This window comes from Delftia sp. Lp-1 (genome assembly GCF_020523835.1).
In the GTDB taxonomy this organism is placed as follows: Bacteria; Pseudomonadota; Gammaproteobacteria; order Burkholderiales; family Burkholderiaceae_C; genus Comamonas; species Comamonas acidovorans.
The window spans coordinates 638047-659477 of sequence record NZ_JAJALJ010000003.1; the positions used below are offsets into that span (position 1 = coordinate 638047).

A 21431-nucleotide genomic window follows, 5' to 3' on the forward strand; every position below is an offset into this window, starting at 1 on the left:
CGGCTCAGGCCTGGCTCGAACGAAGGGTGGCGCGCAGCCAGTGCCAGTTGCGCTGGCAGGCGCACAGCAGGCGGCGGCGCAGCGGCGGGCGGGTCACGGTGGCCGACTGCAGCCATTGGCGCCGCGCATGGGCAGGCAGGTGGCGGTAGACCTCGGCGCGCTCCTGCGCCGCCAGCAGGGACAGAACGTCGGCCTGCTGGCGCTGCGTGAGCGCCACGAGGGCATGGGCGAAGAGATCGGGGCCGTGTTGCTGCAGCAGGGCGTGCAGTTGCCCGGTATGGCGTGCCGCAATGGCGGCTTGCAGGGCCAGCTGCAGGGTGCTGGCGCGGGAGGTGTGGCTGGCGCGCGCGGAGACGGGTGCTGTGGCGGGCGTGGTTGCCGGCGTGGTGCGCAGCGCGGTGATGACGTGTTGCATGGCGGGCTTCTTTCGTTGCGGCCGAAAGAAGCCCGGCACCTATCCGTCAATGGACGTGCGCGGGTCTCCCGGCCGGGGCCTTGGGAAGGTGCGGAAGGGCCGCAGGCATGTGCGGCCGGACCGTATCGGAGGGGTCAGGGCAAGATCGACTCGGATCGGGGTCCATGGGGGCGCTCCTTTCTGACGAGGGGACGGACAAGGCGGGCGGCGCGTTCAGCGCGGCTGCAGGCTCAGAAAGCTGCGGATGCGGTGCGTGGGCCAGTGGGTCTGCAGGTCCAGGTGCATGGCGTGCTCCATGGCCGAAGGGGCCTGGGCTTGCATCTGTGCCTGTGCCTTGGCCTGCATTGCTGCCTGGGAGGCAGCCACGCGCGTGCCGGTGGCGCCGGGGCAGGGCGCGGCAGTGGCAGGCTGCAGGCGTTGCATTGCGGGGCGGACGAACGGTGTGGACATGGCTTTCTCCTTGGCGAACCAGGAAGACCGCCGTAGGCAGGGCCGTCAAGCAGCGTGGGCCGGGTGCTGCTCGATGGCAGCCACACGGGCACGCGGTCAGTGATCAACAGCCGTTGGAATCTTCGGTGCAGGAGCGGCGTGCCTGATGCATGCCAAGCGCAACTGCAGCGCCGGGCGGCGCGAAGATCCAAGGGGAAACGCAGCAATGGATGGAAGCCGACCGACATGGCCGCTCCCATCACAGGAGTCGGTCAGTCAGCCAGCAGCGAAGCCATTGCGGCGCGCTGTTTGTCACTGGTTGAACTGGCACTGTCCACGGAGGACTCCTGAAAATGCGATCCCTCGATTGTGCCTTGCGAGCTGCTTCGGGTCAACCCTGATGTCGATGCGCCACGGGCCAGCCAGCCCTGCACGATCAGCAGTTGCGCCGCGTAGTAGGTGGACAGCACGCCGGCTTGCGCACCGTCGAAGGGCTGCACAAATCGGTTGATGGCCAGCAGCGAGTCGCTGGCCATGAAGAAGCAGGCACCCATGGCCACCTGCCAGGCCGCCTTGCCGCCCAGATGCCGCGCGCGGCCCAGGGCCTGGGCCGCCATCAGCGCAATGACCAGCACATAGGCGGCCACGGGCAGGCGCAGCGCGGCGGGCAGCCCGCCCTGCCAGAGCACGGCATACATGGCAACGCCCAGGACCAGCGTGGCCGCCAGCGAGGGCCGGTGCGCAAACCAGGGCGCATCCTGGCGCAGCAGCACGATATAGGCCAGGTGGGCGAGCAGGAAGCTGGCCAGGCCCGGGATGAACAGATCGGGCAGCATCAGGAACACGTCGCCCGCCATCGAGGCCGCCAGCGCCGCGGCCAGCCAGCAGGCGCCGCGCGCGGGTTTCGCCAGCGCCGAGAACGCCGCGCTGCCGCGCCACATCTGCATGACGGCGATCAGCGCAAAGACCATGGCCAGCGGCTTGAACAGCCAGTGCCAGTGCAGCATGTCCAGCACGCTGGTGGCGGTGGCCAGCGCGCCGGCCTCGATGGCCAGGGCCACCCATAGGCTGATGCGCCCCTGCATGGCCGCGCCCAGTGCCCACTGGCAGGCCAGCAGCACGCCAAACCACAGCGCATTGCGCGCCGTCGAGGACTGGTCGGCATGCCACAGAAACAGCGACACCCCGGCGATCAGCGCCACGAACTGCAGGCCCGCAAACCAGCGCAGGCTGCGCTGCATGTCGGGTGCGTAGAGCACGCGGTGCGCGTCCAGGTCGAAGGCCGGCCTGGGAAAGCGCTGCGCCACATCGGCAGGGCGCCACCCGGGCGGCTTGAGCCAGACGCGCAGCTTGTCGCCCCAGCGCCGCGCATGCCAGCTGTCATGGATGAGTTGCCGGTACACCACGGCGTTGGCCCACAGCGGGTCCCAGCTTTGCAGCAGGCCGCGCGTGCCGTAGACGCAGGGCTCGCTGTCGTCCTCGGGCTTGAAGGTGCCGAACATGCGGTCCCAGACGATGAGGATGCCGCCGTAGTTCCTGTCCAGGTAGCAGTCATTGACGGCGTGGTGCACGCGGTGGTTGCTGGGCGCGCAGAACCAGCGGTCGAACCAGCCCAGGCGCCGTACCTGCTCGGTATGGACCCAGAACTGGTAGAGCAGGTCTATCAGTCCCACGATGGCAAACACCAGCGGCGGCACGCCGGCCAGCGCCATGGGCAGGTAGAACAGCCAGCCCAGCAGCGCGCCCGAGCTGGTCTGGCGCAGCGCCGTCGACAGGTTGTAGTCCTGGCTCTGGTGGTGCACGGCGTGGGCTGCCCACAGCACGGCCACCTCGTGGCCCATGCGGTGAAGCCAGTAGTAGCAAAAGTCGTAGAACAGCAGGGCCAGCAGCCAGCCGGGAATGCTGGTCCAGAAGGCATCGTTGCGCCACAGCGCCAGGTGCTCGAAGGCCAGCGTGTACAGGCCCACGCGCAGCAGCGTGGTGAAGACGGCGCTGGTCTGGCTGAGCATGCCCAGGCTGATGGAGCTGACGGCATCGGCCAGCCGGTAGGCATTGCGCCCGCGCCATAGGCTCACGCCCCATTCCAGCGCGATCAGCAGCAAAAAGGCAGGCGTGGCGAAGACAATGACTTGGCTGGGTGAGAGCATGGTCAGTCGATTCTGGGCATGGCGGCGGGGCAGCGCCTTAGGCGTGAACCCTAGGACACGGAATCACAAGGGTTGAAACGGATTGCAATAAATGGGGCTTCATGGCAAGCACGTGGCAGGAAAATTGCGCCCTATGGCAGAATCGCCCGCTTTCCACGCGCTGGACGTGCTTGCCCTGCAGGCCATCGCCAGCCCGCACCGCCTTTGCCGGCATGCGCCTTGCATGCCCAAGCCCCATGCCCTTGTCCCGCCGCTCCCTGCTATCGGCTGCCGCCTCACTGGCTGCGGCCCTTGCCGCTGCACCCGCCGCCCATGCCACGCCGGGCGCGGGCAAGCCCTGGCCGGCAGCCGGGCCCATCACCCTGATCGTGCCCTTTGGCGCGGGCAGCGATGTGGACGCCACGGCGCGGCTGATCGCCGAAAAGCTGGGTGCGCGGCTGCACCAGTCGGTGGTGGTGGACAACGTGCCGGCCTCGGGCGGCGTGCTGGGCGTGAGCAAGGTGGCGCGCTCGCACGCCGATGGCTATACGCTGCTGCTGGGCTTTGACGGGCCGGTGAGCATTGCGCAACTGGTGAACTCTTCGGTGCGCTATGACGCCGAGCGCGATCTGGCGCCCGTGGGTCTGGTCACCGCGGCGCCCATGGTGATCGTGGCCCGCCCGGGCCTGCCGGTGCACAACCTCAACGAGCTGATCAGCATGGCCCGCGCCCGGCCCGGCGCGCTGACCTATGCCACGCCGGGTGTGGGCACGGTGCTGCACCTGGCCATGGAACGGCTGCAGGAGCGCGCCCGCATCCGCCTGGTCCATGTGCCCTATCGCGGCGTGGCCCAGGTGACCAGCGAGGTCATGGGCGGCCAGGTCGATCTGGGCATTCTGATGACCACCGGCGCCACGCCGCTGGTGCAGCAGAAAAAGCTGGAAGGCGTGGGCGTGACCTCGGCACAGCGCATCGACGTGATTCCCGAGGTGATGAGCTTTGCGGAGGCGCCCGATCTCAAGGGCTTCGAGCTGGAAGCCTGGACCGGCCTGTTCGCCCCCGCTCGCACACCCGAACCCGTGGTCAGCCGCCTGGCCGCCGAACTGGCCGAGGTGCTGAAGCTGCCCGAGGTCCGCAAGCGCCTGCAGGACAGTGGCGCCACGCCCGGCTCGGGCACGCCGGCCACGTTCGCCCAGTTCCTGAAAAAGGAAAAGGCGAGCTACACGCAGATCGTCAAGTCCGCCAATATCCAGGTGGAATAGGCCGCGCTGGCGGTCAGCGGGTGACCGCTTTTTTCCATTGAATGAAGACAGGGCCGGCGAAATCGGCGGCATTGTCTGCAGTCGCCTTTGTGCGCCGAGTGCCACGTATTGGTGTGTGAAATCTGTTACCCTCCGCTTACATTTTTAAGGGGGCGGTGTGGGGGTGGAGAAAATCATGCGCCGGGCCATGGCATGGCTCTGGCTTTTTGCGCTTGCAGCGTCGGGTGCTGCAATGGCCGAGGACCGGCCCAATGTCACTTTTGCGGGAGTCGCCTATTCGGGCGACGCCAGTTCGCAGCAGCAGCGATTCCCTTATTCAAAGCAGTATGAGAGCCGCCTGAAGGCCGCCGGGCACAGTGCCTATGCGCGGGCACTGGCATTCGTGCAGCAGGCGCCTGCACAGCATCTGCAGATATCCACCAATCCCATCGATGAGCTCAAGGGGCGCGACCAGGCCCTGGTGGTTTCTCTGGTGCTCAATTCCGAGACGGTCTCCGTGGAAAGCTTTGGCGGCGTGCGCAAGCTGTTCATCCTGATTCGTGGACAGGCCCTGTTTTTTGACTTCAAGTCCATGACGGCGGTGCGCTCCTATCCACTGAGCTTTGCCTTCATCGACAACCTGCGCCACGAGCCGTCGCAAGAGGAAATCATGGAGCGCGTGACCAAGGTATACGAAGGCGCGGGAGGCAAGCCCGGCATCTTCGGCCGTTTTGCCCAGGTGCTGGCCACGGCCACCGTGCCCTCGCAGACGCCGCGTTTCCTGCAGGTCACCGATATCCAGATTCCCGCCGCCATGGCCGAGATGCTGCCCGGCTATCTGCAGGACCCGCAGGTGCACAAGACCTGGGCTGCCGATATCGTGGGCGAGGCCATTTCCAGCCGCATTGGTGTGCCCATCATTCCTTTTGCCATGGGCTATGCCGTGGGCAATGTGATGCGCATGCAGGTGCTTGACGGAGAGGTCTACACGCTGCAGCTGCCCAGTGCCGACTACGCCATCAGCGTCGATTTCAAGGGATTCAAGAAGCTCAAATTCAAGGAGTCCAGCGCCGGCACCAGCTATGTCTACGGCACCTTTGCCGATATGCGCATCCAGGAACCCAATGGGCCGGTGTTTCTTGGCGCCTCGCTGAAGAACGCAGAAGTGAAGGTGGTGCCTTCCACGCAAACCCATGTCGATGATTTTCCGGCGTTCTATGACTCGCTCAACGGCCTTTTCGTGAAGCTGGCCGAGACGGTGGCGGCTGGACGGGGCAATGACTGGCTCAAGTCGGCTGCTGCCGAGAGCGACATCGAAGCGCAAATTGTCAAAACAAAAGACCTGATGAATCTATGCAAGTAATCCAGAAAATCCTCCTGTGCCTTTCCATGGCGCTGTTCGCGGCCGGTGCGGGCGCGCAGGTGCAGCAGGCACGCGGCAAGGCCTCGGTCAGCTACCAGGATTCAAAGGTCAGCCCGCAGGACAAGGAGCGTGCGCTGATGGCGGCCCAGCTCAAGGCTGTGGAGTTCTACTACGCCGAAGCGGGCCAGTCGGAGGCCGAGAATTTCGACGCCGTGCGCGACAAGATCCTGGCCAACCCCGATCGCTACATCCTTGAGCACACCGTGCTCAGCGAAGAGGACAACGCCGACAGAAAGCAGTACACGGTCTCCGTGCGCGTGGCGCTGAACGTGGCCAATCTGCGCAATGCCGTCAAGGCCAACTCTGCCGTGGTCAAGGCCGGTCCCGCAGGCCGGTCGCCGCTGGCCTTCATGTTCGTCTCGCGCCAGGTGGCCACGACCAAGTCCTTCGATGACCGCGTCTACAAGCGCGTGGACGAGACCGAGGACGTCAAGGCCCAGGTCAGCGCTTCCGAAAAGGGCAGCGAGGGTGAATCCATCCGTGGCGGACGCATCAGCACGAATGCCTCCACGGCGACCTCGGGCACCGCCTCGGTCAAGAGCAGCCGCACTTCCGAGACCGGCGGCAGCACGACGCGCCGCTCGGCCGAGTCCATCTGGCGCGTGATCCCCAGCGCCAACCTGTCCCAGGTCTTTTCCTCCAACTTCGCCAAGGCCGGCTTCAAGGTGTCAGAGGCTGCCATGGTGGAGCCCTACACGGGCGGACACTTCAAGGTCGCGGCCGTGGAGAACGACTACAAGAGCGGCATGGACCTGCAGCCCTCGACCCTGGCGGCCATGGTGGCCGGCATGCGCACGGCGCAGATTCCCTACATCGCCCTGGGCACGCTGGATGTGGGCATGGGCGAGCCCGATCCCCAGACCGGCCTGATGCGCGTGAGCGTGACGGTCAACGCCAAGATCCTGGACATCGCCCAGACCATTCCCGACACGATTGCCGCCGTCGGCCCGGTGCTGTACGCGGGCACCGGCCCGTCCGAGGATGAGGCGCGCAACAACGCGCTGAAGCTGGCCGCCAACAACGCGGCCCGCGATCTCACCAGCCAGGTCACCAATCTGGGCCTGCGCTGAGCGCTGCGGCTTCCAAGGTCCGGCTGCCATGCAGCCGGACCTTTTTTCCGTTCTTTCGCTTTCCACGCTTACCTCGTTTTTATCTTCGCCGTCCGCGTTCACGGACTGCTGCAACCCGAGTCCATCTCCATGAAAAAGCTCTTCACCACCGTCGCCGTTGCCACCGCCATGGCCAGCCCCGCCCTGACACAGGCACAGTTCTCCATGCCCTCCATCCCGGGTGTCGGCAAGCTCATGGGCGGCAGCGGCTCTGCCGACGTGGCCGGCCAGGGCGACGCACTGGTGCGCAGCTATGTGGGCGCCAGCAAGGAGGTGCTCAGCGCCAATGCCAAGATGGCCACGGCCCTGGGCCTGAAGGAGCAGGCTGCCAGCGCCGCCAGCACGGCGGACAGCCTGGGCGATGGCGCCACCATCGGCGCGCTGGGCGATGGCAACAAGGTGGTCTCGGACACCAGCGGCGCGATTGCCGAGTCCATGGCGAAGAAGCCCGTGCTCGATGCCGCCTCCAAGGCCACCTTCGCCGAGGGGCTGGTGCACCTGGTCAACGGCAGCGTGAAGTACGCCGGCATGGGCAAGGATGTATCGGTCATGGGCAAGAGCCTGCAAAGCGCCAACCCCATGCAACTTACCAAGCTCACCTCCGCGGCCTGGGTGGTGTCCAAGTTCCCCGGCTCGGCCTCCGACCTGTTCAGTACTGTGCAGACGGCCATTGCATTCGCGCGGGCCAACGACATCGAGGTGCCGGCCAATGCGGCTGACGCCACGGCCGCGCTGGGCACGCTCAAGCTGTGATCCGGTACAGGCAAGGAGCACTTTCTATGCGTATCCGCATCATTGCGGCCGTCGTGGCTGCCTGCGCCGCCATGTCCGGCTGTGGCGACAAGCCGTCCGAGCAGCCCAGGACCGACGCGCCTGAACAACCCCAAAGCGTCGCCCCGCCCGTGCCCGACGTGGGCAGGCTGGAGACCGTCGAGGTCCAGGTCATCGGCCTGGGCCAGTCTCCTGGCGAAGCCATGGCGCAGGCGCTGCAGATGGCACTGCTGCAGGTCAATGGCGCCGTGATCCAGTCCGCCTCGGTCAAGGCCAAGTACGGTCTCGACGTGGCGCTGGGGCAGGACGCCGCCTCGCTGCGTGCCAGCGCCTTCGCCGAGGTGGTCAAGCAAAAGTCCGGTGGCGTCATCCAGTCGGTCCAGGTGGTGGATCTGGAGGAACCCAAGCCCTGGGCCAAGCGCTACAAGTACACCATCAAGGCCAACATTTCCAAGTTCAAGCCTTCGGCCGAGATGCAGAAGATCAAGGTCGTTGTGGGGCCGGTGCGCTTCGAGCAGGCCTCGCTGCCCATGGGCGACCGCAGCGTTTCCGCCGCCGAGGTGGGTGCAACGCTGAGGCAACGCATCAGCGACGCCCTGGTGCAGACAGGCCGCTTTGCCGTGCTGGACCGCGAATTCAGCCCCGAGATCGAGCAGGAACTGGCCATGATCGCCACGGGCCAGGCGCCCAGTGCCGAGCTGGCCAAGCTGTCCCAGGCCGCCAGCGCCGATCTGGTGTGGAGCGCTCGCGTCAGCAGCTTTGCCTACAACCGCCATGCCCGCCAGCTCAAGACCAGCGACCGCCAACTGGTGAGCTACTCAGGCGGCTGGGCCCTGTCGCAGAAGCTGGTGAACGTGGCCACGCGCCAGGTCACGGCATCGGATTCGCTGCGCGGCTCCGTCCCTTCCACGGCACCGACCACGCTGGGCGCGGGCGTGGATGGCAACAAGGTCATGACCGACATGAGCGATGCTCTGGTCGCCGGCGTGGTCAGCTCCATCCTGCAGCGCACCTTTCCGCTGACCGTGGTCGCCCGTGATGGCGAAAGCGTGGTGCTGAGCCAGGGCGGCCAGGCCGTGAAGGAGGGCGCGCGCTACCAGGTGGTGGCCATGGGCAAGGAGATGAAGGACCCGCAGACCGGGCAAAGCCTGGGGCGCCTGGAGTCACCGTGCTGCGAACTGGTGGTCGATCGCGTGACCCCCAACCTCTCCTATGGCCACCTGGAGAACATGCGCGGCGGCATGGAAGACCTGCCACCGGGCGGGCTGCAGGTGCGTGAGGTGCTGAAGGCATCCGCCGCGCCGGTGCTGGCCGCACAGGCTGCATCAGGTGATACGGCCGCGGCCGGTGAGCCCCAGGCCGCGCCGGCCCGTGCTGCACAACCGCCCGCAGCACGCCGCGCGGCATCGCCCGCCAAGGAGGCCGATGCCCCGGTCGGCAAGAAGGACGACGACAACTGGTAAGCGACAAGCGGCGGGGAGGTGCGCTGCGGCGCCTTTCCCCGTGCGGGTGCTTAGCTGAAAACCTCGTCGCGCGCACCGCCTTCCAGGTGCTGCACATCGCCCCAGCCGACCAGGCCCAGGCCCTGGGGCGTCCACAGCAGGCGATTGATGGCCGCGTTGCCCAGCGCCCAGGTGCGGGGCGCCTGCACTTCCTGGTGCGTGGCCAGGCGGTAGAGCACATCCATCACGCCGCCATGCGCCACGATCACGATCTGCTCGCCGGGATGGCCACTGGCCAGCCGGTTCACCGTGGCCGAGATGCGGTCGCGCAGCATCAGCAGCGACTCGCCGCCGCCGGCGGGCACGAACTCGGGATCGCGCTTGCGCCAGCGCAGCGCATCCTCCGGGTGGGACGCCTCGATATCGTTGAAGGTCTGGCCCTCGAAGCTGCCGAAGCAGCGCTCGCGCAGGCCCTTGTCGGCCGTCAGCGTCGCCCCCGTGCTTGCGGCCACGGCCTCGGCCGTGACATAGGCACGCAGAAGGTCGCTGCTGTAGATGGCGGCCACCGGCTCACCCGCCAGGGCCTTGCCGGCCTGGGCGGCCTGCCAAAGTCCCATGTCGTTCAGAGGAATGTCCAGATGGCCCTGGATGCGGGCGTCCACATTCCAGGCGGTTTCTCCGTGGCGGATGGCAATGATGCGCGTGGCTTGCATGAGGGGCTGGCGTGGGGTGCTGCAAAAAGGAGCAGGCATTGTCCCGCAAGCCAGGCAAGCCTGCATCGCGCGCCACCGTTGAAACTGGCGCGGCCCAACTCAGGGACGCCGAGCAAGAGCCGCCTCGCGGCGGGGGCGCCCAGCCGAAGGCGTCGTCCCCCTCCGCGAAGCGAGAAGGGGGAAGCGGCGCAGCCGCTCAGGGGGTCAGATCAGCGATTTAGCGTTGTCCAGCACGAAATCGCAGGCCTTCTCCTTGAGGTCGCCCTTGAGCTTGTCGATGCTGAAGCTCTTGCCGTTGGAGCCGGTGACCAAGCCGCCCAGGCCGTTCTGGAATCCCGTGTCCTTGGGCTCTTCCTGCTTTTGCATGCCCAGCTTGCCCAGCAACTGGTCCTTGACCTGGGCCGCCTTGTCGGCATTGAGGTAGTTGTTCTTCATGCAGTAGGAGATGACGCCTGCCGCATTGCCGGCCGTGGCCGAGGGGCTCAGGCCCAGGGCGGACAGCGCACCCGCACCGCCTGCCCCCGCACCCAGCATGCCGCCGAGGCCGGAGCCGGCGCCTTCGCTGCTGGCGGCGGCCTTGTCACCGCCAAGGCCCGAGGCCTGGCGCAGCGAGTCGCCCAGGCCCGACGCCTGGGCAGGCAGGGCGCCCAGGCCCAGCATGGCGCACAGCAGTGCGCTGGCAATGGATGTCTTCATGGATGCTTCCTTTCCGCGGCAACCCGCAGGCTCGATACAGGGCCTGAAATTAGCACGCCGTGCGGCGCAGACCTGTGCCCGATTGCAAACCTTTGCCAGAGCGGGCCGTGGCGGTCTTTCGCGTTTTCACTAGCTGTCAAAGCCGTTGGCCTGTCTATGATGGCCGCACGCCAATGGCGGGCCGCAGGTGGCGGTCTTGTTATTTGGAAATGGCTTTTAAGTATAAAAATCAATTCAACAAGCTGTAAAAGTTATTTACAGTGGGGCGCACCTATATGGCCCGCTTCTTGCGGCGCCCGGGCTGCTGCGTCGCATGACCGCCGCCCTTCCAATCAATCCACAGGGGAGCAGACAAATGATCATGAAGATTCTGGGCAGTTCTTTGCTGGCCGCAGGCCTGTTGACCTCGGCCGCGCTGGCCCAGGCCGAGACCGTGCGCTGGGCGCGCGGCTCCGATCCGACTTCGCTGGACCCGCATGCCTTCAACGTGGGCACCAATTTCGTGCTGCTGCACCAGATCTACGAAACCCTGGTCATCTGCTCGGCCGACGGCAAGCTGGTGCCCACGCTGGCCACCTCGTGGAAGATGACCTCCGACCCGTCGGTCTGGGAGTTCAAGCTGCGTCCCAACGTCAAGTTCCATGACGGCACGCCGTTCACGGCGCGCGACGTGGTCTTCTCGCTGAACCGCGCCAAGGGCGAGAACGCCCAGGTCAAGTCCCTGCTGTCCTCGATGGAGGAGGCCAAGGCTGTGGACGATCTCACGGTGCAGGTGAAGACCAAGGGCCCGAACCTGATCTTCCCCGACAACCTGACCAACCTGTTCATCATGAGCGAGAAGTGGTCCAAGGCCAACGGCGCCGAGACCACGCAGGACACGGCCAGCAAGACCGAGAACGGCGCCACGCGCGCGGCCAACGGCACGGGCGCCTATGTGCTGGCCAGCCGCGAGGTCGATTCGAAGACGGTGATGAAGCTCAACCCCGACTACTGGGGCAAGGGCCAGTTCCCGCTGCAGGTGACCGAGCTGATCTACCTGCCCATCAAGTCCCCGGCCACGCGCGTGGCGGCCCTGCTGTCGGGCGAGGTGGACTTCGCACAGGACATTCCCGCGCAGGACGTGGCGCGCCTGAAGCAGGACAAGCGCCTGCGCATCAATGAAGGCCCCGAGAACCGTTCCATCTTCCTGGGACTGAACGTGGGTGCGGCAGAGCTCAAGAGCAGCAACGTCAAGGGCAAGAATCCGCTGGCCGATCCCAAGGTGCGCCAGGCCATCGAGCTGGCCATCGACCGCGATGCGATCAAGCGCTCGGTGATGCGCGGCCTGTCGATTCCCACGGGCGTGATCGCGCCGTCGTTCGTCAATGGCTATGACAAGGCCTTTGCGGCCTATCCCAAGGCGGATGCCGCCAAGGCCAAGCAGCTGCTGGCCGAGGCGGGCTACCCCAACGGCTTCACCATCACGCTGAACACGCCCAACGACCGCTATGTGAACGACGAGGCCATTGCCACGGCGGTGGCGGGCTTCCTGGGCCGCATCGGCATCAAGACCGAAGTCTCGGCCCGGCCGATCGCCATGCACAGCGTGTCGCTGACCAAGGCGGACAGCGACTTCTACCTGTACGGCTGGGGCGTGCCCACCTATGACTCGGCCTACATCTTCGACTTCCTGGTGCACACGCGCGGCAAGGACAGCCGTGGCGCGCAGAACGCGACGCACTACAGCAATGCCGACGTGGATGCCAAGATCCTGTCCCTGTCCTCGGAGAGCGACAAGGCAAAGCGCGATGCCACCATCAAGAGCATCTGGGAGACGGTGCAAAAGGAGCGCTTCTACATTGCGCTGCATGACCAGGTGATCCACTTCGCGTCCGTGCCCCGGATCAATGTGCCCGTGCACCCGGACAACGCGCTGCACTTCAAGTTCGTCAAGTTCGAGAAGAAGTAAGCACCGATGCTGGTCCATCTGCTGCGCCGGCTGGGCCAGTCCGCCCTGGTCCTGCTGGCCGTTTCCTTTGTCTCGTTCATGGTGTTCCGCCATATCGGCGATCCCACGATCAGCCTGCTGGGCGAGGACGCGACGGTTGCCGAGCGCGAGGCGCTGACGGAAAGCCTGGGCTTCAACAAGCCCGTGCCCCTGCAGTACCTGGGCTACGTGGGCAAGGTGCTGCAGGGCGACCTGGGCATCTCCTACCGGCTCAAGCGCCCCGTGACCGAGATCATTGCCGAGCGCCTGCCCGCCACGCTGGAGCTGGCGATGACGGCGGCGCTGTTCGCCCTGGTCATCGGCGTGGCGCTGGGCGTGTATACGGCCATACGGCGCGAGGGCTGGCTGAGCCGCTCGATCATGACGGTGTCGCTGGTGGGCGTGTCCCTGCCCACCTTCCTGATCGGCATCGCCCTGATCTACCTGTTTGCCGTGGAGCTGCGCTGGCTGCCGTCCTTCGGGCGCGGCGAGACGGTGAAGCTGGGCGGCTGGGAGACCGGGTTGCTGACGGCTTCTGGCTGGTCGGCGCTGATCCTGCCGGCCATCACGCTGGGCTTCTACAACATGACGCTGATCATGCGCCTGGTGCGCGCCGAGATGCTGGAGGTGCTGCGCGCCGACTACATGCGTTTCGGCCGCGCGCGCGGGCTGCGCGAGCGCGACCTGTACTTTGGCCATGCGCTACGCAACACCCTGATTCCCGTGATCACCATCGCGGGCCTGCAGATCGGCTCGCTGATCGCCTTTGCCATCGTCACCGAGACCGTGTTCCAGTGGCCCGGCGTGGGTCTGCTGTTCATCTCCTCCATCCAGGGCGTGGACGTGCCGCTGATCGCCGCCTACCTGATGTTCATCGCGCTGCTGTACGTGGGCATCAACCTGCTCGTCGATTTCCTGTACGTGATCGTGGACCCCCGCTTGAGAAACCGATGACCGATTCCGCCAAACAAGCAATCCCTCCCACGGGCTGGCGCGCCAGCGACTCGCCGGTCAAGCGCGCCTTTGCACGCTCGCGCCTGGTGCAGGCGGCGGCGCTGGTGCTGGCGCTGATCGTGGCGGCCACGCTGCTGTCGCCCTGGCTGGCCTGGCAGAACCCCTTCGATCCGGCCAATCTGGACCTGATGGATGCCTTCACGCCGCCGGGCCAGGCGGGCACCAGCGGCACGCTGTACGCGCTGGGATCGGACGACCAGGGCCGCGATGTGTGGAGCGCCATCCTCTACGGGCTGCGCATGTCGGTGCTGGTGGGCGTGTCGGCCGTGGGGCTGTCCCTGCTGATCGGCGTGCCGCTGGGCCTGGTCTGCGGCTATGCGGGCGGCTGGTTCGACACGCTGATGATGCGCATCGCCGATGTGCAGCTGACCTTTCCTGTGATCCTGGTGGCGCTGCTGGTCTTCGGCATCGCACGCGGCCTGCTGCCCGAGGGCTACCGCGACGACATGGCGGTCTTCGTGATCATCGTGGCCATCGGCCTGTCCGACTGGGTGCAGTACGCACGCACCGTGCGCGGCGCGGTGATGGTGGAAAAGCACAAGGACTACGTGCTGGCGGCCCAGCTCATTGGCCGCAGCCGCGTGGCCATTCTGGTGCGCCACATCCTGCCCAACCTGCTGGCGCCCATCCTGGTCATCGCCACCATCAGCTTCGCGCATGCCATCGTGGCCGAGTCCACGCTGTCCTACCTGGGCGTGGGCCTGCCGCCCACCCAGCCTTCGCTGGGCACGCTGATCCGCATCGGCCAAGGCTTCCTGTTCTCGGGCGAGTGGTGGATATTGCTGTTCCCCTCGCTGGTGCTGCTGGCGCTGGCGCTGTCCGTCAACCTCGTCGGCGACTGGCTGCGCGACGCACTGAACCCCAAGCTGCAATGAGCACGACACAAGAATCCGGGCAGCCCCTTGCACAGCCTCCGGTGCTGAGCGTTCGCGGCCTGTCCGTCACCTTCGACACCTACAAGGGCCCCGTGCAGGTGCTGGACGATGTGTCCTTCGACATCGCGCCCGGCGAGATCCTGGGCGTGGTCGGCGAGTCGGGCGCTGGCAAGTCCATGACGGGCGCCGCCGTGATCGGCCTGATCGAGCCGCCGGGCCGCATCTCGGCCGGCACGGTGCAGCTGCGCGGCGAGCGCATCGACACGCTGCGCGACGAGGACCTGCGGCGCATACGCGGCCGGCGCATAGGCTCCATCTTCCAGGACCCGCTGACCAGCCTGAACCCGGTCTATACCGTGGGCCGGCACCTGGTGGAGACCATCCGCACGCACCTGCCCGTCTCCGAGAAGGAGGCTGAAGCCCGCGCGCTGGCCCTGCTCGAAGAGGTGGAGATCCCGCAGGCGCGCGAGCGCATGGCCCAGTATCCGCACCAGTTCTCGGGCGGCATGCGCCAGCGCGTGGCCATCGCCCTGGCGCTGTGCGCCGAGCCCGAACTCATCATTGCCGACGAGCCCACCACGGCGCTGGACGTATCCGTGCAGGCGCAGATCATTGCCCTGCTGCGCCGTGTGTGCAAGGAGCGCGGCGCGGCCGCCATGCTGATCACCCACGACATGGGCGTCATCGCCGAGACGGCCGACCGCGTCATGGTCATGTACCAGGGCCGCGTGCTGGAAACCGGCCCCGTGCGCCAGGTGCTGGACGCGCCGCAGCAGCCCTACACCCAGGTGCTGATGGGCGCCATTCCCAGCGTGCACCACCGCGTGCAGCGCCTGCCCGTGCCCGAGGTGGGCGGCGGCCCGGCCGCGCCCGCCGTGCCCTGGCAGCCCAGGGCCGGAGCGCAGGAGCCCGCGGCAGCCCTGCTGGAGGTCAGGGATCTGTGCAAGGAGTTCGACCTGTCCAGCGGCTGGCTGGCCCGGCTGCTGGCGCGCGAGGACAAAAAGATCCTCAAGGCCGTGGACGGCGTCGGCTTCTCCATCCGCAAGGGCTCCACCTTCGGCCTGGTCGGCGAGTCCGGCTCGGGAAAATCCACGGTGGCGCGCATGGTGGCGGGGCTGACGCCCCCGACCAGCGGCACCGTGCTGTTCGACGGCGTGGACAAGTGGAGCCCGGCCGCCCAGACCGTGGCCATGCGCCGGCGCTTCCAGATGATTTTCCAGGACCCGTATGCCAGCCTGAACCCGCGCTGGACCGTGCAGGAACTGATTGCCGAGCCGCTGCAGGTGCTGGCCCTCACGGCCGGCAAGGACGAGACGGCCGAGCGCGTGCAGGAGGCGCTGCGCCGCGTGCGCATGAAGCCCGATGATGCGCGCAAGTACCCGCACCAGTTCTCGGGCGGGCAGCGCCAGCGCATCGCCATCGCGCGCGCCCTGGCCAGCCGGCCAGAATTCATCATCTGCGACGAGCCCACCTCGGCGCTGGACGTCTCGGTCCAGGCCCAGGTGCTCAACCTCATGCGCGACCTGCAGGAGGAGTTCGGCCTGACCTATCTGCTGATCAGCCACAACCTGGCCGTGATCCGCCACATGTGCGACGACATCGGCGTCATGCAGCGCGGCCGCCTGGTCGAGGCCGGCGAGGCCGGCGCCGTGCTCGATGCACCGCAGCATGCATACACGCGCGCGTTGATGGCTGCCGTGCCTGATATGGAGCATGTGCACTGAGGCACTGCTTCAAGCGCCATCACCATGAAAAAAAGGCCTGCGGATGCAGGCCTTTGCTTTGGGGGCGCGATGGCTTACCGGGCGGGTGCTGGCGTGGCCGGCACGGCCTGCGCTGCAGGTGCCGCCTGGGCCGGCGGCTGCGCCGGCGCGCCACCCTGCTGCACCGGTCCGATGGTGGTGCGCACCACGCGCGAGCCCTTGGGCGGGTTGGGGAAGCCGGTCAGGGCGGCGTCGAACAGGATGCCGAAGATGGCCGGGTCGTCGGTCCAGACATCCTGGCGCTGGGCCGAGGTCTCATAGACGATCTGCTGCGTGGTGGCGTTGCGCATCACGATGCTGACGGCGCGGTAGTACTCCAGCGGCGGGCCGTCGAACATGAAGCTGCCGCCAAAGCCCATGCCCCAGCCGCGCCCGTAGCCCAAGCCCCAACCCCAGCGCGGGCCGCCCCAGCGGTCGTAGTAGGGCCAGGCGGCGTAGTCGCGCGCATAGCGTGCGTCGGCACCGATCTGCACGATCAGGCTGGCCCGGGAGTCGTCGCGCTGCAGGCCCACGCGGCCCAGGGCCTGCTGGGCCTGGGACTCGATGGCCGCGAAGTGCGTCTGCGCCTCGCGTTGCGATGGCAGCACTTCCAGGCGGTAGGTGGGCGGCGCGGGCAGGGCGCCCAGCGTGGAATAGCTCTGGACGGTGCTCTGGACTTCGCGCACGCTGGCGCAGCCCGTGAGCAAGGCCGTGGCCACGATGGCCAGGACATGGATGCAGCGCAGCTTCATGGTGTACTCCTTGGTCGAAAAAAGGCCCGTTTGCACGGGCCTTGGTTGGAGTGGGGCGATTGTTATAGGTTCAGCCGTCAGGACGACAGTTGTACCACCTGCAGGCCGGGCAGTGATGCGGAGACGGGCATCTCTTCATGGTCGAAGGCCATGTCGCCGTTGGGGTCGGCAATGCCGGTGGCCTTGGCGTTCTTGAAGTCGTGCAGCTCGGGGTCCATCATGTGCGTGGTCACGATGTGGCCCATGGCGCGGAACATGCTTTCCACGCGGCCCGGGAATTTCTTGTCCCATTCGCGCAGCAGCTCGCCCACGGCCACGCGCTGCAGGCCGTCCTGGCTGCCGCAGAGGTTGCAGGGGATGATGGGGAAGTTCTGGTACTGGGCCCAGCGGACGGTGTCCTTCTCGGGCACGTAGCACAGCGGGCGGATCACCACATGCTTGCCGTCGTCCGAGACCAGCTTCGGGGGCATGCCCTTCATGCGGCCGCCGTAGAACATGTTGAGCATCAGCGTCTGCACGATGTCGTCGCGGTGGTGGCCCAGGGCCACCTTGGTGCAGCCCAGCTCGTCGGCCACCTTGTACAGGATGGCGCGGCGCAGGCGCGAGCACAGGCCGCAGGTGGTCTTGCCCTCGGGCACGACGCGCTTGACCACGCTGTAGGTGTCCTGCGTTTCGATGTGGTAGTCCACGCCGATGCTCTTGAAGTACTCGGGCAGCACATGGTCGGGAAAACCGGGCTGCTTCTGGTCGAGGTTCACAGCCACCAGCTCGAATTTGACGGGCGCGCGCTTTTGCAGCTTGCGCAGCACGTCCAGCATCGTGTAGCTGTCCTTGCCGCCCGACATGCAGACCATGATCTTGTCGCCTTCCTCGATCATGTTGAAGTCGGTGATGGCGCGGCCCACCTCGCGGCACAGGCGCTTTTCCAGCTTGACCTGTTCGCGCTCGATCTTGATGCGGTTGCCGTTCGCGGTATTGGCTTGGGCATCCGCATCGGCGGCGGCGGTTTCGGGGGCGGCTTCTTCGGCCAGCCAGGGGTTGTCGGTCACTGCATTCATGGGGTTCACCATTGTCCGGTTTCTATGCGAATGGCCACTTCGCAGTCTTCAAAGATTTCCAGCTTGGCGATTTTCACGCGCACGCCCAGCACGCCGGGCAGCTGCATCAGGCGCTGGGCCAGCTTGCCGATCAGGCTCTCCAGCAGGTTCACATGCTCGGCCGTGCATTCATCGATGATGATCTGGCGCACCTTGCGGTAGTCCAGCACATGCAGGATGTCGTCGTCGCGCGGCGCCAGCGGTTGGGTGCCCAGGCTCAGCTCGGCATCGACCTGGATGGGCTGGGGCATCTGTTTTTCGTGGGCGAGGATGCCCAGGTTGGCGTCGAAGCGCAAACCCGTGAGCGTCAGGATCTGTTGTCCGGTGGCGGAGTGCATGGGGAAAAGCCGTGGAGTGTTTGGGGTGGCGCGCGCGGGCGCCTACATCATGGAAAAGTCGCGCTCGAAGCGCTGCAGGTGCTGGCCGCCATCGACCAGCAAGGTGGTGCCGGTGATGGACTGGTTGTCCAGCGCAAAGCACACGGTGGCGGCCACGTCGGCCGCGCTGGACGAGCGGCCCAGCGGGCTGAGGCGGTGCAGCGACTCGAAGCGCTCCTGGCTCAGCATGTGGCTGGTCAGCGTCAGGCCCGGGGCCACGCCGACGACGCGCACGCGCGGTGCCAGCGCCAGCGCCAGCATGGTGCCGGCGGCCTCGAGAGCCGCCTTGGACAGCGTGTAGCTGAGGAAATCGGGGTTCTGGTTCCAGAGCTTCTGGTCCAGCATGTTGATCACGGCACCGCTGGCATGCTCCTCGCCGGCCGCCACGCGGTCCTCGATATGGGCATGCAGCGCCTGGGCCAGCAGGATGGGCGCGCCGGTGTTGCTGCGCAGGTGGGCTTCCAGGGCCACGTAGCTGAAGCTGCCTGCATCGTCATGCTCGAACAGCGAGGCGTTGTTGACCACGGCATCCAGGTGGCCGAAGTGCGCCACAGCGCGCGGCACCAGGGAGCGCACCGAATCCTCGTTGAAGAAATCGGCATCCAGGGCGGCGCTGTCGCCGGCCAGTTCAGCGCAGGCGGCGGCCGTCTCCAGCGCCTCGTCGTGCGAGTCGCGGTAGTGCACGGCCACTTGCCAGCCGGCGCTGGCAAGCGCGAGCGCGATGTCGCGCCCCAGGCGGCGGGCCGCGCCGGTCACCAAAACGGTGCGTGTTCGGGCAGGTGTGGACATTCGAGGACAATGTACGGATCGTGACGACAGAACCCTCAATTTTAACGGCCGCCCTGCAATCCCGTGTTGCGCAAGAGATTGCGTCCTCTGGAGGCTGGCTGGCTTTCGACCGTTTCATGGCCCTGGCACTGTACGAGCCGGGCCTGGGCTACTACGCCAATGACACCGCCAAGTTCGGGCTGATGCCATCGTCGGGCAGCGATTTCGTGACCGCGCCCGAGATGTCCCCGGTCTTCGGCCAGCTGCTGGCCGCCCAGGTGGCCGAGGCGCTGCAGCGCACGCACACCCGCGAAGTCTGGGAGTTTGGTGCCGGCACGGGCGCGCTGGCACTGCAGGTGCTGGACGAACTGGCCGCCCTGGGCGTGCGGCCGGACCGCTACACCATCGTCGATCTGTCGGGCACGCTGCGTGCGCGCCAGCAGCTCAGGCTGGTGAAGTACGAAGGACTGGTGCACTGGGCCGATGCCCTGCCCGATCGGCTCGAAGGCGTGGTCATCGGCAACGAGGTGCTGGATGCCATGCCCGTGCAGTTGCTGGTGCGCAAGGCAGGTGTCTGGCACGAGCGCGGCGTGGTGCTGCAGCCGGACGGCAGCCTGGGCTGGGAAGACCGGCCCACGCAGCTGCGCCCGCCCATGGAGATCGAGGGCGAGCACGACTACCTGACCGAGATCCATCTGCAGGGCGAGGCCTTCATCCGCACGCTGGGCGAGCGCATGGCGCGGGGCGCTGCCTTCTTCATCGACTACGGCTTCGGCGAGTCCGAGTACTTCCACCCGCAGCGCCACATGGGCACCCTGGTCTGCCACCGCCTGCACAAGGTGGACGACGACCCGCTGGCCGAGGTCGGCCTCAAGGACATCACGGCCCACGTGAACTTCACGGGCACGGCCGTGGCCGCGCAGGAGGCCGGCTTCGAGGTGCTGGGCTATACCTCGCAGGCCCATTTCCTCATCAACTGCGGCCTGGGACCCAAGCTCGACGCCCTGGCCCAGGGCCCGCGCGCCATGGCCACCAAGCTGATGATGGAGCACGAGATGGGTGAGCTGTTCAAGGTCATCGGCCTGGCCAAGGGCGTGGAGCCCTGGGACGCCATGGGCTTTGTGCGCGGCGACCGCACGCACCGCCTGTAGCCGCCGGCCAGAGCTCCGCCCCGGGCCTCAGCGCTGGACGCTGCGGCCGTTGCTCACCTCGTAGGCCGTCTGGTCCTTGAGGTTGATGCGGTAGATCTCGCGCGTGACGTTGCCCGAGAAACCCAGCTCCACGATGGACAGGTTCTCGAACGTGGTCGTGAAGCCGCCGGGCAGGATGCGGTTCAGGCGCGCGGCGGTCTCGCCCATGGCGCGCTCGATCTCGGGCGTGAAGGTGGCTTCGCTGTAGACCAGGGTGTTGTGCGGGTTGTGGCTGCGCACCTCCTTGCCGGCCTGCACCTGGTTGATGCCGCTGACGCCCACGCTTTGCACCATGGCCTTGGCCGAATCGTTCATGCGGGCATAGACGGGCCCCGTCACGCGCGGCAGCGGGCCGTCGCGCAGCGGTGCCATGGCGGCGGTGGCGCGGGTGTTGAAGTCCATCATGGCTTCGTAGGCCGGGCCGGACTTGACGATGCCCAGGTCCAGCCACCACGGCTTGCCGGCGCCCTTGGCGGCCTCGGTGGTGTAGAAATTCTTCAAGTGCACGTCCTGCAGCACGGGCGGCAATGCCGGCAGGGCGGCCAGCATCTTGCGCGGCGTGGTCGGGTCGGCGCTGTGGATATGCACCACGGTGACATGGGGCAGGTTGAAGGTGTTGGCCTCGGCCACCAGCTTCAGGCGCAGCAACTGCTCGTGCACCACGGGCGTGACCTGGCTGTCCATGATGGCCGTGGCATCGGCCGGCAGTCGGTAGACCAGGCCATAGGTGGCCTGGTGGGCGCGGAAATCGCTGCGCTGCAGGGCGCTGTTGTCGATGGCGCCCGACGCTGCGGCTGCCGTGGTGGGGGCCGGAGCGCTGGCGCAGGCCGCCAGCAGGGCGGCAGGCAGGATGGCGAGAAGAAGGCGCCTGGATGTGTGTTGCATGGTGGGGTTGTCTTGTTGCGGCATGGAGCCATGGAAGAAGGGGGCTTGTCGCGAATGGTCCCGAAGCCTCCCGCCACGGGACTTTCCCAATGTAGGACGCTCATGTGTCCCGCCCATGACGCGCCGCCGCCGTACACTCGGCGCCATGATCCGCTGGCTCCTCGTCATCTTCCTGGCCCTGCTGCTGTTCAATGGCCTGCACGCCTGGCTGGAGCGCATAGGCCTGGGCCGCCTGCCGGGCGACTTCCGTTTTCGCCTGTTCGGCCGCGTGATTTTTCTGCCCATTGCCAGCACCGTGTTGCTCAGCGTGATTGCCGCCCTGATCGCCAAGCTGGTCTGAGCATGGCTTGAAGCACGGGCGCGCCGCCCGTATATGCAGGCATTGCCCCATGACTTCCGA

At 66.8% G+C, this 21431-nt stretch carries 21 protein-coding genes; 11 read left to right on the plus strand and 10 right to left on the minus strand.

Features of this window, described 5'->3' with window-relative positions; all coding sequences use genetic code 11:
* Positions 1–4: 4 nt before the first annotated feature.
* The 3 genes from LGR64_RS23900 to LGR64_RS23910 form a co-directional block, all read right to left on the minus strand.
* Positions 5–415, minus strand: coding sequence for a hypothetical protein (locus LGR64_RS23900; protein WP_043780774.1), 411 nt, complete (start codon positions 413–415; stop codon positions 5–7).
* 213 nt (positions 416–628) lie between these two features.
* Positions 629–865: a hypothetical protein gene (locus tag LGR64_RS23905; RefSeq protein ID WP_012203161.1), complete on the minus strand. Its 237-nt coding sequence runs from the start codon at positions 863–865 to the stop codon at positions 629–631.
* Positions 866–1116: 251 nt separating this feature from the next.
* Positions 1117–2991 carry a lysoplasmalogenase family protein gene (locus LGR64_RS23910; RefSeq protein ID WP_230357154.1) on the minus strand — a complete coding sequence of 625 codons (1875 nt, stop codon included), beginning with the start codon at positions 2989–2991 and terminating at the stop codon, positions 1117–1119.
* 236 nt (positions 2992–3227) lie between these two features.
* Here LGR64_RS23910 and LGR64_RS23915 point away from each other — a divergent pair, with 236 nt between their 5' ends.
* The 5 genes from LGR64_RS23915 (at position 3228) to LGR64_RS23935 (ending at position 8977) form a co-directional block, all read left to right on the plus strand.
* Positions 3228–4232, plus strand: coding sequence for a Bug family tripartite tricarboxylate transporter substrate binding protein (locus tag LGR64_RS23915; protein WP_230357156.1), 1005 nt, complete (start codon positions 3228–3230; stop codon positions 4230–4232).
* A 187-nt stretch (positions 4233–4419) separates the two neighbouring features.
* Entirely contained in the window at positions 4420–5574 is a 1155-nt protein-coding gene (locus LGR64_RS23920) for a hypothetical protein (protein ID WP_228676823.1), read from the plus strand.
* The gene (locus tag LGR64_RS23925; protein WP_230357158.1) at positions 5565–6704 is read left to right on the plus strand and encodes a hypothetical protein; all 1140 of its coding nucleotides are present in this window, start codon (positions 5565–5567) and stop codon (positions 6702–6704) included. Before LGR64_RS23920 ends, LGR64_RS23925 begins: the two co-directional genes overlap by 10 nt.
* A 129-nt stretch (positions 6705–6833) precedes the next feature.
* Complete coding sequence (locus LGR64_RS23930; RefSeq protein ID WP_230357160.1) at positions 6834–7496, plus strand: hypothetical protein; 663 nt, start codon at positions 6834–6836, stop codon at positions 7494–7496.
* A gap of 26 nt (positions 7497–7522) precedes the next feature.
* Complete coding sequence (locus tag LGR64_RS23935; RefSeq protein WP_230357162.1) at positions 7523–8977, plus strand: CsgG/HfaB family protein; 1455 nt, start codon at positions 7523–7525, stop codon at positions 8975–8977.
* Between the two features lie 50 nt (positions 8978–9027).
* On the opposite strand, the gene LGR64_RS23940 is transcribed toward LGR64_RS23935, so the two are convergent.
* Positions 9028–9669, minus strand: a complete 642-nt coding sequence (locus LGR64_RS23940; protein WP_065345339.1) for a histidine phosphatase family protein — start codon at positions 9667–9669, stop codon at positions 9028–9030.
* A gap of 204 nt (positions 9670–9873) precedes the next feature.
* Positions 9874–10365 carry a DUF2501 domain-containing protein gene (locus tag LGR64_RS23945; RefSeq protein ID WP_016446524.1) on the minus strand — a complete coding sequence of 164 codons (492 nt, stop codon included), beginning with the start codon at positions 10363–10365 and terminating at the stop codon, positions 9874–9876.
* Positions 10366–10720: 355 nt separating this feature from the next.
* Between LGR64_RS23945 and LGR64_RS23950 the strand changes: the two genes are divergently transcribed.
* From LGR64_RS23950 to LGR64_RS23965, 4 genes are read left to right on the plus strand one after another with little or no spacing between them, the layout of a single operon-like run.
* Positions 10721–12313 (plus strand): ABC transporter substrate-binding protein, encoded by a 1593-nt coding sequence (locus LGR64_RS23950; protein ID WP_230357164.1) that lies wholly within the window; start codon positions 10721–10723, stop codon positions 12311–12313.
* Between the two features lie 6 nt (positions 12314–12319).
* Positions 12320–13285 carry an ABC transporter permease gene (locus LGR64_RS23955; RefSeq protein ID WP_012203171.1) on the plus strand — a complete coding sequence of 322 codons (966 nt, stop codon included), beginning with the start codon at positions 12320–12322 and terminating at the stop codon, positions 13283–13285.
* Positions 13282–14220, plus strand: coding sequence for an ABC transporter permease (locus LGR64_RS23960; protein ID WP_012203172.1), 939 nt, complete (start codon positions 13282–13284; stop codon positions 14218–14220). Before LGR64_RS23955 ends, LGR64_RS23960 begins: the two co-directional genes overlap by 4 nt.
* A complete protein-coding gene (locus LGR64_RS23965) occupies positions 14217–15944 on the plus strand; it encodes a dipeptide ABC transporter ATP-binding protein (RefSeq protein WP_230357165.1) in 1728 nt (575 codons plus the stop codon). Before LGR64_RS23960 ends, LGR64_RS23965 begins: the two co-directional genes overlap by 4 nt.
* A gap of 74 nt (positions 15945–16018) precedes the next feature.
* On the opposite strand, the gene LGR64_RS23970 is transcribed toward LGR64_RS23965, so the two are convergent.
* The 4 genes from LGR64_RS23970 to LGR64_RS23985 form a co-directional block, all read right to left on the minus strand.
* On the minus strand, positions 16019–16714 hold the full coding sequence (locus LGR64_RS23970; RefSeq protein WP_230357167.1) for a DUF4136 domain-containing protein: 696 nt from the start codon (positions 16712–16714) through the stop codon (positions 16019–16021).
* Positions 16715–16791: 77 nt separating this feature from the next.
* Complete coding sequence (gene ttcA, locus LGR64_RS23975) at positions 16792–17784, minus strand: tRNA 2-thiocytidine(32) synthetase TtcA (RefSeq protein ID WP_043825704.1); 993 nt, start codon at positions 17782–17784, stop codon at positions 16792–16794.
* Positions 17778–18149, minus strand: coding sequence for a dihydroneopterin aldolase (locus tag LGR64_RS23980; RefSeq protein ID WP_013804281.1), 372 nt, complete (start codon positions 18147–18149; stop codon positions 17778–17780). The genes ttcA and LGR64_RS23980 overlap by 7 nt, the downstream gene beginning before the upstream one ends.
* Before the next feature lie 42 nt (positions 18150–18191).
* Positions 18192–18977 carry an SDR family oxidoreductase gene (locus tag LGR64_RS23985; protein ID WP_012203180.1) on the minus strand — a complete coding sequence of 262 codons (786 nt, stop codon included), beginning with the start codon at positions 18975–18977 and terminating at the stop codon, positions 18192–18194.
* 116 nt (positions 18978–19093) lie between these two features.
* Here LGR64_RS23985 and LGR64_RS23990 point away from each other — a divergent pair, with 116 nt between their 5' ends.
* Positions 19094–20107 carry a class I SAM-dependent methyltransferase gene (locus LGR64_RS23990; protein ID WP_198820519.1) on the plus strand — a complete coding sequence of 338 codons (1014 nt, stop codon included), beginning with the start codon at positions 19094–19096 and terminating at the stop codon, positions 20105–20107.
* A gap of 27 nt (positions 20108–20134) precedes the next feature.
* Here the strand turns inward: LGR64_RS23990 and LGR64_RS23995 are convergent, their stop codons facing one another.
* Positions 20135–21031, minus strand: a complete 897-nt coding sequence (locus LGR64_RS23995; RefSeq protein ID WP_034398130.1) for a hypothetical protein — start codon at positions 21029–21031, stop codon at positions 20135–20137.
* A 145-nt stretch (positions 21032–21176) separates the two neighbouring features.
* Between LGR64_RS23995 and LGR64_RS24000 the strand changes: the two genes are divergently transcribed.
* Positions 21177–21371: a DUF2905 domain-containing protein gene (locus tag LGR64_RS24000; protein ID WP_012203183.1), complete on the plus strand. Its 195-nt coding sequence runs from the start codon at positions 21177–21179 to the stop codon at positions 21369–21371.
* Positions 21372–21431 lie beyond the last annotated feature (60 nt).